The sequence below is a fragment of the Pseudomonas sp. FP2338 genome (assembly GCF_030687515.1).
Taxonomy (GTDB): domain Bacteria; phylum Pseudomonadota; class Gammaproteobacteria; order Pseudomonadales; family Pseudomonadaceae; genus Aquipseudomonas; species Aquipseudomonas salomonii.
On the sequence record NZ_CP117436.1, the window covers coordinates 1,638,006 to 1,650,711 of the forward strand.

General features: G+C 61.4%; 11 protein-coding genes. 9 read left to right on the plus strand and 2 right to left on the minus strand.

Annotated features, from left to right (window positions below):
• Positions 1-28: 28 nt before the first annotated feature.
• From PSH96_RS07370 to PSH96_RS07390, 5 genes are all read left to right on the plus strand, one after another.
• Complete coding sequence (locus PSH96_RS07370) at positions 29-1,339, plus strand: citrate-proton symporter (RefSeq protein WP_305458508.1); 1,311 nt, start codon at positions 29-31, stop codon at positions 1,337-1,339.
• Entirely contained in the window at positions 1,336-2,778 is a 1,443-nt protein-coding gene (locus PSH96_RS07375) for an amidase (protein WP_305458510.1), read from the plus strand. The genes PSH96_RS07370 and PSH96_RS07375 overlap by 4 nt, the downstream gene beginning before the upstream one ends.
• Positions 2,779-2,842: 64 nt before the next feature.
• Positions 2,843-3,601: an IclR family transcriptional regulator gene (locus tag PSH96_RS07380; RefSeq protein WP_017137263.1), complete on the plus strand. Its 759-nt coding sequence runs from the start codon at positions 2,843-2,845 to the stop codon at positions 3,599-3,601.
• Positions 3,602-3,774: 173 nt separating this feature from the next.
• Positions 3,775-4,356, plus strand: a complete 582-nt coding sequence (locus tag PSH96_RS07385) for a YceI family protein (RefSeq protein WP_305458512.1) — start codon at positions 3,775-3,777, stop codon at positions 4,354-4,356.
• 1 nt (position 4,357) lies between these two features.
• On the plus strand, positions 4,358-5,515 hold the full coding sequence (locus PSH96_RS07390; protein WP_305458513.1) for a phosphatidylserine/phosphatidylglycerophosphate/cardiolipin synthase family protein: 1,158 nt from the start codon (positions 4,358-4,360) through the stop codon (positions 5,513-5,515).
• 129 nt (positions 5,516-5,644) lie between these two features.
• On the opposite strand, the gene bglX is transcribed toward PSH96_RS07390, so the two are convergent.
• Positions 5,645-7,936, minus strand: a complete 2,292-nt coding sequence (bglX, locus tag PSH96_RS07395) for a beta-glucosidase BglX (RefSeq protein ID WP_305458514.1) — start codon at positions 7,934-7,936, stop codon at positions 5,645-5,647.
• Positions 7,937-8,177: 241 nt separating this feature from the next.
• On the opposite strand from bglX, the gene PSH96_RS07400 reads away from it, so the two are divergent.
• From PSH96_RS07400 to PSH96_RS07415, 4 genes are all read left to right on the plus strand, one after another.
• Entirely contained in the window at positions 8,178-8,789 is a 612-nt protein-coding gene (locus PSH96_RS07400) for a LemA family protein (protein WP_017137266.1), read from the plus strand.
• A gap of 18 nt (positions 8,790-8,807) precedes the next feature.
• On the plus strand, positions 8,808-9,536 hold the full coding sequence (locus PSH96_RS07405; RefSeq protein WP_305458515.1) for a YgcG family protein: 729 nt from the start codon (positions 8,808-8,810) through the stop codon (positions 9,534-9,536).
• 31 nt (positions 9,537-9,567) lie between these two features.
• Positions 9,568-10,185 (plus strand): TPM domain-containing protein, encoded by a 618-nt coding sequence (locus PSH96_RS07410; RefSeq protein WP_305458516.1) that lies wholly within the window; start codon positions 9,568-9,570, stop codon positions 10,183-10,185.
• 187 nt (positions 10,186-10,372) lie between these two features.
• On the plus strand, positions 10,373-11,590 hold the full coding sequence (locus PSH96_RS07415; protein WP_305458517.1) for an SAM-dependent methyltransferase: 1,218 nt from the start codon (positions 10,373-10,375) through the stop codon (positions 11,588-11,590).
• A gap of 39 nt (positions 11,591-11,629) precedes the next feature.
• Here the strand turns inward: PSH96_RS07415 and PSH96_RS07420 are convergent, their stop codons facing one another.
• The gene (locus PSH96_RS07420) at positions 11,630-12,583 is read right to left on the minus strand and encodes a DMT family transporter (protein ID WP_305458518.1); all 954 of its coding nucleotides are present in this window, start codon (positions 12,581-12,583) and stop codon (positions 11,630-11,632) included.
• Positions 12,584-12,706: the final 123 nt, after the last annotated feature.

Below are 12,706 nucleotides of genomic sequence, written 5' to 3' on the forward strand. Positions count from 1 at the left end.
CCCTTATCGGTTGAATGGAGTGTTCCTCATGCAGACTGCACACGCAGGCGTTTCCCGCACCCGCCAGGTGGTGGCGGCCGTGATCGGCAATGCGCTGGAATGGTATGACTTTATCGTTTACGGCTTTCTGGCCAGCATCATCGCCCGGCAATTCTTTCCGTCGGAGGATGAATACGCCTCGCTGCTGATGGCCCTGGCCACCTTCGGCGTGGGTTTTTTCATGCGCCCGGTGGGCGGCATCCTGCTGGGCATCTATGCCGACCGCAAAGGCCGCAAGGCCGCGATGCAGTTGATTATCCGGCTGATGACCGTGTCTATCGCATTGATCGCCTTCGCACCCAATTACGCCGCCATCGGCATGGGCGCGCCGTTGCTGATTGTGGTGGCGCGCATGCTCCAGGGCTTTGCCACCGGCGGTGAATACGCGAGCGCCACGGCGTTTCTGGTGGAAAGCGCGCCGGCCCATCGCAAGGGCTTGTATGGCTCCTGGCAGTTGGTGGGGCAGTGCCTGGCGGTGTTCGGCGGCGCGGCGATGGTGGCGCTGGTCACGCACTTCTTTTCGCCGCAAACCCTCGACCTGTGGGGCTGGCGCGTGCCGTTTGTGCTGGGCTTGCTGATCGGCCCGGTGGGCTTGTGGATTCGCCGGCACCTGGAAGACCCGGAAGAATTTATCCAGGCACGCAAACAGGCCACCGGCCCGGCGCCGAGCCTGATGGACGTGCTGCGTGAGCATCGGCGCAGCATCCTCGTGTCCATGGGCTTGGCCTGCGGCGCGACAGTGTCGTTCTATGTGGTGCTGGTGAATATGCCGACCTTCGCGCACAAGAGCCTCGGTTTGCCGCTGGACCAGGTGCTGATGGTGCAGTTGTTTGCGGTGGCGCTGATGACCGTGGTGATTCCGCTGTCCGGCATGCTCTCGGACCGCCTGGGGCGGCGGCCGGTGTTGATGGCCTTCACCCTGGCGTTCTTCGTGATGGTTTACCCGTTGTATGTGTGGGTGGCCGCAGCGCCGTCGATCGAGCGCTTGCTGGTGATGCAAGTGCTGCTATGCACGGCCATCGGCGGGTTTTTCGGCCCGGCACCGACGGCGCTGGCCGAGCAGTTTCCGATTGAGGTGAGGTCCACGGGTGTGTCGGTGGCCTATAACGTCGCCGTCATGGTGTTCGGCGGCTTCGCACCGTTGATCGTGACCTGGCTGACCAAAGTGCTCGGTACGCCAGTGGCGCCGTCGTTTTATGTACTGTTCGCTTGCGTGCTGACGTTGATGGGCACTTACTGCATGCACGAAGCCCCACGGGCGAAGAAACCGCTGCCCTTTTCCAATGAGGTGAAGCCTTGAGTCGTGTTGATTGGGATGCCACGCAGCTGTCGCAAGCGATCCATGCGCGGCAGGTGTCGTGTGAAGAGGTGATGGGTGACTACCTGGCGCAGATCCAGCGTTTTAACCCGCGTGTGAATGCGCTGGTGTCGTTGCGTGATGCCGATGAAGTGCTGGCCGAAGCCCGCGCTTGTGATCGCGAACTGGACCAGGGCAAGTCCCGTGGCTGGATGCACGGCATGCCCCAGGCGATCAAGGATTTGGCGGCCACCCAAGGTTTGCGCACCACGCTCGGCTCGCCGCTGTTCGCAGAACATGTGCCCACCGAAGATGCCATCAGCGTGGCGCGGGTGCGGGCCAGTGGCGCGATTATCATCGGCAAGACCAACGTGCCGGAGTTCGGCCTCGGCTCGCAGACCTACAACACGCTGTTCGGCACCACCGGCAATGCCTATGACCCAAGCCGGGTGGCCGGCGGCAGCAGCGGCGGGGCGGCGGTGGCGTTGGCGCTGCGCATGCTGCCGGTGGCCGATGGCAGCGACATGATGGGCTCGCTGCGCAACCCGGCGGCGTTCAATAACGTGTTTGGTTTGCGCCCTTCACAGGGGCGTGTACCCCACGGGCCGGCGCCGGAATTGTTTGTGCAGCAACTGGGCACCGAAGGCCCAATGGGCCGCAGCGTCACGGATGTGGCGAAGTTATTGAGCATTCAGGCCGGTTACGACCCGCGGGTGCCGTTGTCATCCAAGGACGATCCGTCGGTGTTCGGCCAGCCGTTGCAGCGCGACTTCAAAGGCGTTCGCCTGGGCTGGCTGGGTGACTACAACGGCTACTTGCCGATGGACGAGGGTGTGATGAGCCTGTGCGAGTCGGCCCTCGGCGATTTCGCCGCATTGGGCTGCGAGGTAGAAAGCTGCCAGCCGGCGTTTTCCCTGGCGCGCCTATGGCGCTGCTGGTTGGTGCATCGCCACTGGCTGGTGCACGGCAACCTCGGTGCGGCCTACGCCAACCCGCAAAAACGCGCGTTGCTCAAACCCGAAGCGCAATGGGAAGTGGAGGGCGGCCTGGGCTTGAGTGCGCAGCAGGTGTACCAGGCTTCAGTGGACCGCAGCGAGTGGTATCGCGCCTTGGCCAAGCTGTTTGAACGTTACGATTTCCTGCTGTTGCCCACCGCTCAAGTGTTCCCTTTTGATGCACAACAGGCGTGGCCGCGCCGTGTGGGTGGGCGCGAAATGGACACTTATCACCGCTGGATGGAGGTGGTGATCGGCCCTACATTGGCCGGCTTGCCGAGCATGAGTATTCCGGTGGGCTTCAATCCTCAAGGCTTGCCCATGGGGCTGCAGATTATCGGCCCGGCCCAGGCGGACCGGGCTGTCTTGCAGCTGGCTTATGCCCATGAACAGCTGACGCACTGGGTAAAGCGTCGCCCGCCTGCGTGCCTTGAATCGATGAGTTGACCTGCGATCGGGCCTGTATCTTGCTGTGAAAAATGATCATCCACCGGCAACAGGGAGATCGAACATGGAGACAGGCACGGTACGGTCGGTTGAGCGCGCACTCGCCATCGTCGAATTGCTCGGTGAGCACCAGGCCTTGGGGCTGGAGGAGTTGCACTACCTCACACGCTTGCCCAAGGCCACGGTGTCGCGCATGTTGCTGACCTTGCAGGAACAGGGTTGGGTCTATCGCGGCCTCAGTGACCGCCGTTACCGCCTGCGCGCCCAGCGTCTGTTCGGCGACACCCAGCAACGTTTCAAGCGCCAAGTGGTGGAAAGCGCCGCGCCCTGGCTGCTGGAACTCAGTGAGCGCACCGGGCTGGTGGTGGATCTGTCCTGCTTTGATGGCGAGCGCCTGGAAGTCATGGAAAGTGCGATCCCCAGTGTGTTGCGCAAGTTGTACCCCAATAACTGCCAGATCGTCGGCCAGCACGCCAGCCTGTTTCACTCGGCGATGGGCAAGGCGTGCCTGACGCAATTACCGGTTGAGGAAGTACAGCGTCTGGCGGGCCGCGATCATGTGGCTGCGGACGAGCAGGTGCATACCTGCGAGCAAACCCAGCACCAGGGGTTTGGCCAGCGCACTGAAGGCTATTGGGAATACCCGGTGCGCCTGCCGTTTCTGATTCGCGCGGTGGCTTTGCCGGTGCAGGCCAATGGGCGGCTGGTAGGCAGCATGGCGTTGCACTGGCCGATGCATCAGGCGCCGGTGGAGCGCGTATTGAACCTGCACATGGCTAGCCTCGAAGCGACGGTGCGCGATGTGCAGCGGGCGCTGATCTAAAGGCAACCACCGAACCCTGTGGGAGCTGGCTTGCCTGCGATGGCGGCAGGTCAGTCACCATTGCTGTTGGCTGTGCCGCCGTCAACGCAGGCAAGCCAGCTCCCACATTGGATTTGCGCCGCCTGTGAGATTGCGCTTAAGGTTCGTGCAGGTTTTTTGCCCCTCGAGTTTCTATGTTCAATGTCAAAACCCTGGCCTTCACGCTGTTGACGTGTGCCGCCTTGCCTGCCCACGCCGACTGGTACCTGGATAACGAATCCTCGCGCCTGTCGTTCGTCACCACCAAGAACACCGAGATTGCCGAGGTGCATCGCTTCCTGGTGTTGCACGGCAAGGTCGACAGCAAAGGCGCGGCGCAGCTTGAGGTCGAGATGGAGTCGATCAACAGCGGCATCCCGCTGCGCGATGAGCGCATGCGCAATGACCTGTTCCAAATCAAGGCCTTCCCCGAAGCGCTGATCAGCGCGCAGATCAACCTGCAACCCATTAACGACCTGGCCCCTGGCGCGCAAATCGAGTTGCGCCTGCCGTTGTCGGTGACCCTGCGCGGCAAGACCCAAACCTACAGCGCCGAACTGCTCGCCACACGCCTGGATGATCGACGCTTCCAGGTGGTAACCCTGGAACCTGTGGTGCTGCATGCCGAGGATTTCGATTTGGTGCCGGGTGTGGCGGCCCTGCGCAAGGCGGCCGGCTTGGCGTCGATCAGTTTGTCGGTGCCGGTCGGTGCGGTGCTGATTTTCACGGCGCGCTGACATGAGCGGCGCAGTGTTCCCGTGGCGCAGCGCCAACCGCTTCGAGTTGCTGATCGACGGCCCGAGTTTCTTCCCGCAGATGCTGGTGGGTATTGCCCGGGCCGAGCGTCAGGTCGATCTGGAGTTGTACCTGGTGGAGGCGGGTGCTTGCGCTGAAGCCATGGTGCAAGCGTTGGTGCAAGCAGCCGAGCGCGGCGTTCAGGTGCGCTGCCTGTTTGATGATTACGGCAGCCTGGCCTTCACGCTGGGCCTGCGTAAGCGCCTCACCGACGCGGGCGTGCAACTGCGCTTCTACAATCGCCTGAGCTGGCGCCGTTGGATGCGTAACCTGTACCGCGACCATCGCAAACTGTTGCTGATCGATCAGGGCATCGGCGTGGTCGGCGGCACGGGCGTTACCGATGAGTTCTGGACGCCAGGGCAAGACACCGCCGACTGGCATGAAGTGATGGTGCAGATCAGCGGCCCGTTGGTGCTGGACTGGCAGGCGTTGTTCGACCGGCAATGGCACGCCAATGCGGCGCGCCGCGAGTGGAAACCCGCCACCCATTTCGGTTTGCCGCGCTTGCCCAAGGTGCCTGCCACCGGGCCTGGCCTGGGGCGCGTGGCGTATGCCGATGCCCGTCAGCACCGCGATATCTTGCAGTCGCTGATCCGCGCGCTGAACAGCAGCAAGACGCGCATCTGGCTGGCCACCCCGTATTTTCTTCCGACCTGGAGCGTGCGCCGTGCCTTGCGCCGCGCAGCCGGGCGTGGCGTGGATGTGCGTTTATTGCTGACCGGCCCGCGCACCGATCACCCTTCAGTGCGCTACGCCGGGCACCGTTATTACCCACGGTTGTTGCGCGCAGGCGTGCAGATCTTTGAATACCTGCCGTGCTTTTTGCACCTGAAAATGGTGCTGGTGGACGACTGGGTGAGCGTCGGCTCGTGCAATTTCGACCACTGGAATTTGCGCTTCAACCTGGAGGCCAACCTCGAAGCGCTGGACCCCGAGTTGACGGCAGCGGTGGCGGGCAGTTTCGAGCGTGATTTTGCCAAGAGCCAGGCGGTGAGCCTGGAGGCGTGGAAGGCGCGGCCGTTGTGGCGGCGGGTGAAGCAGCGGGTGTGGGGCTGGATTGATCGGTTGGTGGTCAACTTGCTGGATCGGCGCGGATAAACAGGCTATTGAGATCAAATGTGGGAGCTGGCTTGCCTGCGATAACATCACCTCAGTACACCTGACACACCGAGGTGCCTGCATCGCAGGCAAGCCAGCTCCCACACTGACCGCATTTACAGTTTTAGATCAGAGCAGTTCAAATGTCTGCTGCTGCACATCCTGGGAATCCAACCCGATCTGCACATTGAACTCGCCCGGTTCCGCTGCGAACTTGAGTTGGGTGTTATAGAACTTCAAGTCTTCCTCGGTGATGGTGAAGTGCAGCGTGCGTTCTTCACCGGCTTTGAGCATGACCTTCTGGAAGTTCTTCAGCTCTTTGACCGGGCGGATCATCGAGCCGGCCACGTCCTGGATATACAACTGCACCACGGTTTCGCCATCGACCTTGCCGGTGTTCTTCACCGTGACGCTGGCGTCGAGCTTGCCGGTCTTGTTCAGGGTGGTGGACGACAGCGCCATGTCCGACAGGCTGAACGTGCTGTAGCTCAGGCCATAGCCGAACGGGAACAGCGGCCCGGTGACGTCATCGAAGTACTGCGAGGTGTAGTTGCCCGGCTTGCCAGGGGTGAACGGTCGGCCGATGCTCAGGTGGTTGTAGTAGGTCGGAATCTGCCCCACCGAACGTGGGAAGGTGATCGGCAGCTTGCCCGATGGGTTGTAGTCACCGAACAGCACGTCGGCGATGGCGTTGCCGCCTTCAGTGCCGGCAAACCAGGTTTCCAGGATCGCGTCAGCCTCTTTGTTTTCATCCACAATCGACAGCGGGCGGCCGTTCATCAGCACCAATACCAGCGGTTTGCCGGTGGCTTTGAGCGCTTTGATCAGGTCGCGCTGGCTTTGCGGAATATTCAGGTCGGTGCGGCTGGAAGACTCGTGGGACATGCCACGGGACTCGCCCACGGCGGCGACCACTACGTCGGCTTCCTTGGCGGCCTTGACCGCTTCGTCGATCATCACCTGGGCTGGGCGGGTGTCATCTACCACTTCCGGCGCATCGAAATTGAGGAAGTTGAGGTAGTCGACCACGGCCTTGTCGTTGGTGATGTTGGCGCCACGGGCGTAGATGATTTTGCCTTTGTCGCCGATTACAGCGTTCATGCCGTCCAGCAGCGTGACGGATTGTTCGGGCTTACCGGCGGCGGCCCAACTGCCCATCATGTCGATCGGGGCCTTGGCCAGCGGGCCGACCAGCGCGATGGTCGCGGATTTTTTCAGCGGCAGGGTGTTGTTGTGGTTTTTCAGCAAGACCTGGCTGCGGCGGGCGATATCGCGGGCATCGCTGCGGTGCAGGCGGCTGTCGGCATAGGTGTCGGCCGGGTCGTCCTCGGCCTTGCCGATGCGCAGGTACGGGTCTTTGAACAGGCCCATGTCGTACTTGGCGCCGAGCACTTCGCGCACCGCATTGTCGATGTCGCTTTGCTCGATTTCGCCGGACTTGAGCAAGCCAGGCAATTCCTTGCCATACAGCGAGTCGTTCATGCTCATGTCGATGCCGGCCTTGATCGCCAGCTTGGCAGCCTCACGCCCGTCCTTGGCCACACCGTGCTTGATCAGCTCGAAGATTGCGCCATGGTCGCTCACGGCCAGGCCTTTGAAGCCCCAGTCCTTGCGCAGCAGATCATTCATCAGCCAGGTGTTGGCGGTGGCCGGCACGCCGTTGATGGAGTTGAGCGCCACCATCACGCCGCCGGAACCGGCCTTGATCGCCGCGTGGTACGGCGGCAGGTAGTCCTGGTACATCTTGACCGGGCTCATGTCGACCACGTTGTAGTCGCGACCGCCTTCCACCGCGCCATACAGGGCGAAGTGCTTGACGCTGGCCATGATGCTGTCGGCATTCGCGGGGCTTACGCCCTGGAAGGCCTTGACCATCACTTCGGCAATGCGCGAGACCAGGTAGGTGTCTTCACCAAAACCTTCGGAGGTGCGGCCCCAGCGTGGGTCGCGGGAAATGTCGACCATCGGCGCAAAGGTAATGTCGAGGCTGTCGGCGGCGGCTTCCTGGGCGGCGATGCGCCCGGAGCGGCCGATGGCGTCCATGTCCCAGCTGGAGGCCAGGGCCAGGCTGATCGGGAAAATCGTACGGTGGCCGTGGATCACGTCGTAGGCGAAGAACATCGGGATCTTCAATCGGCTGCGCATGGCCGCGTCCTGCATCGGACGGTTTTCCGGGCGGGTGATCGAGTTGAATGTGCCGCCGATGCGGCCGGCGGCGATTTCCTTGCGGATCAGCTCGCGGGGCATTTCCGGGCCGATGCTGATCAGGCGCAATTGGCCGATCTTTTCATCCAGGGTCATCTGCTTGAGCAGGTCGCTGACAAAGGCGTCCTTGTCTTTAAGCGCAGCAGGCTTTGTTTCTGCCCATACGGGGTGACTGGCCAGAGTGGCAACAAGACCGAGCAAACACAGCTTTTTCATGAATATCCTTTTTCGGCTACTGCACAGCAAAAATGCGCTGGTCTGCCAAAATGTGGGGGAACCTATGTTGTTGTTCGAGTGTTATTGCACTTAATGCACCACACTTGTGAACTCTTATTCGCGCTGGGCATCTTTTTAGCTGATTGGCTCGACGCAATCCAGTGGTGGCGGATTATGCCCCAAGCGCGCGGTTTATAGGGTTAGTCGTCACATTCCATCCAGATTGGGCAGGAGAAACACTATGCAAGCAGCACAACATTACCGCTGGGGCTTCAAGGCCGCGGCTTTGCTACTGATCAGCACAGTGCTGAGCGGTTGCGGCATCAACACCATTCCGACCCTGGACGAACAGGCCAAGGCCGCCTGGGGCCAGGTGCAGAACCAGTACCAACGCCGCGCCGACCTGATTCCCAACCTGGTGGAAGTGGTCAAGGGCTATGCGGCCCATGAGCAAGACACGCTGACGGCTGTGATTGAAGCGCGGGCCAAGGCCACCTCGATTCAGGTGGATGCCAGCACCCTCGACAACCCGGAAAAACTCAAGCAGTTCCAGCAAGCCCAGGATGGCCTGAGCGGTGCGCTTAGCCGTTTGATGGTGGTGTCCGAGCGCTACCCGGACCTCAAAGCCAACCAGAACTTCCTGGCGTTGCAGTCTCAGCTTGAAGGCACCGAAAACCGTATCGCCGTGGCCCGTCGCGACTTTATCCAGGCGGTGCAGGCTTACAACACCGAGATCCGCACCTTCCCGGGTCGCCTCTGGCACAGCGTGATGTACAGCGACTTGCCGATCCGCGCCACGTTTGAGGCCACCAGTGCCGACGCCGATAAAGCGCCGCAAGTGAAGTTCAAATAAGGCTTCTCTGAGGTGTCGATGCGTTTATTACGGATAGGCTTGGCGCTGTGGCTGCTGGCCTGCGTGGGCGTGGCCCAGGCGGCGCTGACCTTCCCGGCCTTGACCGGGCGGGTGGTGGACACCGCGCAGATGATCGACCCGGCGGTACGTGCACAGCTGTCCCAGCAATTGCAGGCGCTGGAGCAAACCTCGGGCGACCAGCTCGTGGTGGTCACCGTGCCCGACCTGCAAGGTGTGCCCATTGAGGACTACGGTTATCAATTGGGCCGCCAGTGGGGCATCGGCCAGAAGGGCAAGGACAATGGCGCGCTGTTGATCGTCGCCCGTGATGAGCGCAAATTGCGTATCGAAGTCGGTTATGGCCTTGAAGGCGTACTGACCGATGCGCAGTCGTGGGTGATCATCAACCAGGTGATCGCGCCCAAGTTCAAGGCCGGCAATTACAGCCAGGGCATCAGCGACGGTGTTGCGGCCATGATTCAGGTGGTGGGCGGCGAGCCGCTGGCAGTGCCGGCCCATGTAGCGGATACGAATTTTGCCAAGGATAATCCGGGGCTTTCCATCGGCCTGTTCATCCTGCTGATCGGCGTGTTGTGGCTGTGCAATCGGCTGGGGCTGCCCGTGGGGGCGATCCTGCTGGCGATTCTCAGCAGCAGTGGACGCGGCGGCGGTGGCGGGGGAGGCGGCGGTGGCTTCAGAGGCGGCGGCGGTGGTTTTGGCGGCGGTGGTGCCTCAGGTGGCTGGTAATGACAATAACTAGAACAGAGCATCTACAACCATGGCATTACTGACTGAACACGAGCAGCGCCAAGTCGCCGAAGCGATTGCCCGCGTCGAAAAAACCACCGACGCCGAACTGGTTACCGTGCTGGCCGCGCGCGCGGATGATTACGCCTATATCCCGCTGCTGTGGGCCAGCCTGATCGCCTTGGTGGTGCCTGGCATCGTGCACTACCTGTCGGGCTACCTGACCATGTACACCTTGCTGCTGGCGCAATGGGCGACCTTCATTGTGCTGTGCCTGGTGTTTCGCCTGCCCAAGGTTACCACCCGCCTGATTCCGCGTTCGGTACGGCATTGGCGTGCATCGAACCTGGCGCGGCGGCAGTTCCTTGAGCAAAACCTGCACCACACGCTGGGCAGCACCGGCGTGCTGATTTTTGTCAGCGAGGCGGAGCGGTATGTGGAGATCCTGGTGGACGACGGTATTTCCAAACACCTGGATGACGGCAGTTGGGATGAAATCGTCAAGGTGTTCACCCAGCAGGTGAAGCAGGGGCAGACGCTGGCGGGGTTTATTGCCTGCATCGAAGCGTGTGGTGAATTGCTGAAGGTGCATGTGCCGGTGACGCAGACGCGTAATGAGCTGCCTAACCGGTTGATCGTGTTGGAATAGCTGCTTTTCTGTGGGAGCCGGGCTTATGTGGGAGCTGGCCAGTTCCCACATAAGTCAGTTTCCATAGAAAAGTGGTTTGCGCATTTGATTTGCGGCGGCTGAGCGACCGTTGATCAAATAACCCCGTGCCCTAAACCTTCATCCCCCCTAAAATGCCCGGCATTCTTTGCCCGAGGCGTTTTTGTTCATGTCTGTCACCGCTCAACCTGCCAGCCCTGCGCCGGATCATCACGCCCAGTTCATCGAACTGCTGAGCGCAAGCCTCGCGCAGAACGCGTTTATCAAGCTGGTGCTGGCCAAGTACGTCGGCGAAGAAGCCGATTTGCAGCGGCTGATCATCAAGCAGGTTGTGGTCAAAGAGCAGGCGTGCCTGTCCTTTGTCTACCGTTACAAAACCCGCGACATCACCAAGAACTTGCCGCTGGCCGACGGCGTGGTGGCGATTGCTGCGCTGCTGCCGGCGTCGTTCAAGAACGCGCACCTGTTGTCGCTGACCGACGAAGCCCAGCTGGAATACAGCAAAAAGAACAAAAGCTCGCTGTTCAAAAGCAAGCCGCAGCAATTGCGCGAGGCGCCTACGGCTGAGCATAACCGCGAGAAAAACCGCTTCCTCGACCTGAACCGGCCCTTCCTTGCGGACCTGGGCGTCACCGACGCCAAACAGGCGCTGATCCCGTCGATGTCGCGCAAGTGGAAGCAGATCAACAAGTTCATCGAAGTGTTCAGCCATGCGCTGACCTCATCGCCGTTGAAGCTCGACCAGCCTGTGCGCGTGGCGGATTTCGGTTCGGGCAAGGGCTACCTGACGTTCGCCATTCACGATTACCTGCGCAACACCCTCAAGGCCGAGGGCGAAGTGACGGGCGTGGAATTGCGTGAAGACATGGTGACCCTGTGCAACACCGCCGCTGCGCGCCTGGAGCATCCGGGGCTGGTGTTCAAATGCGGTGATGTGCGCAGTGTGGCGCCCAGCGAACTGGATGTGATGATCGCGCTGCATGCCTGCGATATCGCCACTGATTACGCGATCCACACCGGCATCCGTTCCGGTGCGTCGATCATCATGTGCTCGCCGTGCTGCCACAAACAGATCCGCCTGCAGATCCAGAGCCCGCCGTTGCTCAAGCCGATGCTGCAATACGGCCTGCACCTGGGCCAGCAGGCGGAAATGGTCACCGACAGCTTGCGTGCGCTGTTCCTGGAGGCCTGTGGTTACGAGACCAAGGTGTTCGAGTTCATCTCGTTGGAACACACCAACAAGAACAAGATGATTCTGGCGGTCAAGCGGGCCGAGCCTGTGGACAATGCGCAACTGTTGGAAAAAATCCAGGAGCTGAAGGCGTTCTACCACATCAGCGAACACTGCCTGGAAACCCTGCTGCGCGCGGATGGCTTCTTGAACTGAATGCGGTCTCCTGTGGGAGCTGGCTTGCCTGCGATGGCATCACCTGGGTTTGCTGATAGACCGAGGTGTCTGCATCGCAGCGGTGCGACGATTCGACAAGCCAGCTCCCACACCAGCAGGCGCAGGCTGCACCGCCGTCTTGCGCCCGAGCATCACCGTCACGATCACCCCACACGCAAACACCCAGGTAATCGGCTCGATATGTTCACCAAAGAACAACGCCGAAAACGCGATGGTGAAGAAGATCTGCAACAGCTGAATCTGGCTGACCCGCGCAATACCGCCCATGGCCAACCCGGCGTACCAGGCGAAAAACCCCAAAAACTGCGAGAACAGCGACACATACCCAAACGCCCACCAGGTGCGCATGGAAATCGCGCCTTGGTGCTGCGCTGCCAAGTACCACACCGGGCCGATCAATACGGGCGTCGATAGCACCAGCGCCCAGCAGATCACTTGCCAGCCGCCCATCTCCTTGGCCAACCGGCCGCCTTCGGCATACCCCAGGCCGCCCACGGCAATCGCGCCAAGCATCAGCAAATCGCCGGCTTGAATGCTGCCGGCGCCGGTGATTAACGCGTAGCTGAGCACCAACGCACTGCCCAACGCCGCGCAGGCCCAGAAGGCTTTCGACGGCCGCTCGTGGGACAGCCACGCCGCATACAGCGCCACGCACAGTGGTTGCAGGCCGTTGACTAGCGCGCCATGGGAGGCCGGCAAGGTTTGCATGGCCCAGGCCGAGAGCACGGGGAAGCCCAGAATCACGCCGGCAATCACCAGGCACAGGCCGCGCACCTGGCGCCAGGTTGGCCAGCTTTCTCGGCGCCACAGCAACAGCGCCGCCGCCGGGATTGCCGCGAACAAGGCGCGCCCGAGGCCATTTAGCAAGGGATGGATTTCCTGCACCACAATGCGAGTGAAGGGCAATGTCAGGCTGAAGATAACGACGCCCAGCAGGCCGAGGGCCATGCCGGTGTTTTCGCGCGAGCTCATGAGTGGGGAACCGAATCTGGAGGACTTCAAGGGAAGCCCATCTAGCCACAACCCCCGCTGATTAAGGGCCTACAGCTGGTCGCAGATTTATCCGTACAGTTCCAATCGCTCTGTAGGCAGTGC

What these genes read in the sequence shown, in the direction of transcription:
- PSH96_RS07400 (WP_017137266.1), top strand. Translation starts at nt 8,178, where the DNA reads ATGCAAGCAGCACAACATTACCGCTGGGGCTTCAAGGCCGCGGCTTTG.
- PSH96_RS07370 (WP_305458508.1), top strand. Translation starts at nt 29, where the DNA reads ATGCAGACTGCACACGCAGGCGTTTCCCGCACCCGCCAGGTGGTGGCG.
- PSH96_RS07415 (WP_305458517.1), top strand. Translation starts at nt 10,373, where the DNA reads ATGTCTGTCACCGCTCAACCTGCCAGCCCTGCGCCGGATCATCACGCC.
- PSH96_RS07420 (WP_305458518.1), bottom strand. Translation starts at nt 12,583, where the DNA reads ATGAGCTCGCGCGAAAACACCGGCATGGCCCTCGGCCTGCTGGGCGTC.
- PSH96_RS07410 (WP_305458516.1), top strand. Translation starts at nt 9,568, where the DNA reads ATGGCATTACTGACTGAACACGAGCAGCGCCAAGTCGCCGAAGCGATT.
- PSH96_RS07405 (WP_305458515.1), top strand. Translation starts at nt 8,808, where the DNA reads ATGCGTTTATTACGGATAGGCTTGGCGCTGTGGCTGCTGGCCTGCGTG.
- bglX (WP_305458514.1), bottom strand. Translation starts at nt 7,936, where the DNA reads ATGAAAAAGCTGTGTTTGCTCGGTCTTGTTGCCACTCTGGCCAGTCAC.
- PSH96_RS07380 (WP_017137263.1), top strand. Translation starts at nt 2,843, where the DNA reads ATGGAGACAGGCACGGTACGGTCGGTTGAGCGCGCACTCGCCATCGTC.
- PSH96_RS07385 (WP_305458512.1), top strand. Translation starts at nt 3,775, where the DNA reads ATGTTCAATGTCAAAACCCTGGCCTTCACGCTGTTGACGTGTGCCGCC.
- PSH96_RS07390 (WP_305458513.1), top strand. Translation starts at nt 4,358, where the DNA reads ATGAGCGGCGCAGTGTTCCCGTGGCGCAGCGCCAACCGCTTCGAGTTG.